Source organism: Moorena sp. SIO3H5 (genome assembly GCF_010692395.1).
In the GTDB taxonomy this organism is placed as follows: Bacteria; Cyanobacteriota; Cyanobacteriia; order Cyanobacteriales; family Coleofasciculaceae; genus Moorena.
In genome coordinates, this window is the sequence record NZ_JAAHHS010000711.1 from 1 (window position 1) to 1,949 (window position 1,949).

Sequence of the window (1,949 nt, forward strand, 5' to 3'; positions counted from 1 at the left end):
GGCAATCGTTACCTTATGCCTTTGGAATTGTGGAAGACCAGGCCAAGTACCTGGCACACGGCGAACCCGGATGGGCAGACCATTGGGTACCACCACCAACTGACCTACATCGAGCGCACCTATTGCGGATGATAGGTGGGGATGCGATTCGTGGTGCAGTCGAACGTTATTTTGGGATCAAGTTAGCCTTTCAAAACTGCCACAAAACCGCTATATTTCGTCCAGAAGCCTTAGAATCACCTGCTTATCAGGACTTTATTTCTATTCGCAGTCAAATTCTGAACCAGACACCAGAACTGATCGATTGCTAAAACTTAGCCAGAGGCTCTAGCTACTAGAGCCTAGGCGTGAACATAGACATCATTAGATACTAACCTCGCAAGTCAGAGAACCTTCCGGCAGCTCAAGGGGGGCAGGTTCAAGGTAGAGCTCAATAGCCTCACGCATATTTTCTATTGCTTCTACTTTCGTTTCACCACAGGAAGTACAACCAGGAAGTTCGGGGCACCAAGCTGCCCAGTCTCCGTTAACTAGATCAGGCTCAAGAATTACTCTCCATTTCATCAGACTTATCTCTAAACTCAGTATTAAAATACTAATGTGATCTAAAGGATCAGCGATCAGTCAATAAGCTGAATGCTTAATACTGATCGCAGAAAGATTAAAGAATCTAATCGAATAGAAGGTTAAATAATCTAATTGGTAATTCAATCAGGGAGAAAATACCGCTAGCAGGTCTGGAAATCCTTTCGACATTGTCCGCAGTTTTTGCTGCACCATCACGTTTAACAATAATCACATCATTAGGCTGCAAGGTGGGATTAGTTTCTTCGTTAACTGGAGCCGTAAAATCGATTTGAATGTCTCTTTTTTCAACTGTGCCATTGCGATTCAGGCGAACTAATTCCACAGAACCCTTTTCAGCACGAACATCATCAAATCCCCCAGCGGCAAGCAACGCTTCATTCAGAGGAGCATTGGGCTTGACTTCGATATTACCAGGTTGTTGAACTTGACCAACTACATTGACCGCGATGGCATCAGCAGAAAGGTTGGAATCTGCTAATATTAATGCTTCTTCTGCAGCAATCTGATCAGCTTTGGTAACAATAATTGTATCTCCCTCCTTTAAGAGGATATCCTGAGAGAGGTCACCCTGTCGCAACAATTCCCAAAAATCCAAAGCAATTACTTGTTGTGTACCCCCTTGGGTCAAACGTCGCACTTTTACCTGGCGAACGTTAGCGTCTTGGGTAATGCCTCCAGCGATCGCGATCGCTTGGGTTACAGTTGGTGGTGCATTGGTGCTACGGATATCAGCACTACCGATGTTAATGTTGTTATTACCCAGAGTTTCTCCCTTGACCACATAAGCTCCTGGGTTAACCACTTCCCCCACCACAGCCACTTGAATGGGACGGCTGGCATTAGCGGCAAAACTGGCATTGGATAATTGACGAGTTTCCTCTGGGTTGATAGCAGTAGTAGTTCGGAGCAAGATTTCATCCCCATCCCGCAAGGTCACATCCTGCCTAATATCACTTCTATTAATCAATTGCTGGAGATTGATATAATAAGTATTGCGCTCTCCAGAGCTTTCAAGACGCCGAAGTTCTACCTGCTTAACGTCTGCTGTTAGGGTAGCTCCCCCAGCCAAATTAATTGCTTGAGTCAGGGAAGGAAATTGCTGTCCTTCATTCAGAGCCATGGTATAGGCTCCAGGGCGACTCACTTCCCCAGCCACGGAAATTTTTAAAGGACGGGCTTTGACCAGACCCAAGGAAACTACTGGGCGTTTGATGTAAACAGAGAAGGCACTGGTAACGAGTTCGCTAGCTTGATCGAGGGTTTTGCCTCTTACAAATACACTACCAATCAAGGGTAAGTTAAGGGAACCGTTCACCAATACTTGATACTGACCACTGTATTCATCAACATCAAAGATATTC

The 1,949-nt window shown here is 45.3% G+C and carries 3 protein-coding genes; 1 reads left to right on the forward strand and 2 read right to left on the reverse strand.

Going from position 1 to position 1,949, the window contains the following annotated elements; translation table 11 throughout:
* Positions 1–311: SCO5389 family protein (locus F6K52_RS35780; protein WP_293089870.1), on the forward strand; the 311-nt coding region annotated here is incomplete at its 5' end.
* Between the two features lie 52 nt (positions 312–363).
* On the opposite strand, the gene F6K52_RS35785 is transcribed toward F6K52_RS35780, so the two are convergent.
* Together F6K52_RS35785 and F6K52_RS35790 are read right to left on the reverse strand one after the other, a co-directional pair.
* The gene (locus F6K52_RS35785) at positions 364–564 is read right to left on the reverse strand and encodes a type II toxin-antitoxin system HicB family antitoxin (protein WP_293089873.1); all 201 of its coding nucleotides are present in this window, start codon (positions 562–564) and stop codon (positions 364–366) included.
* A 106-nt stretch (positions 565–670) separates the two neighbouring features.
* Positions 671–1,949: SLBB domain-containing protein (locus F6K52_RS35790; protein ID WP_293089876.1), on the reverse strand; the 1,279-nt coding region annotated here is incomplete at its 5' end.

Excerpts from the sequence above, each read along its gene's own strand:
- F6K52_RS35785 (WP_293089873.1), bottom strand. The coding sequence starts at position 564 with ATGAAATGGAGAGTAATTCTTGAGCCTGATCTAGTTAACGGAGACTGG.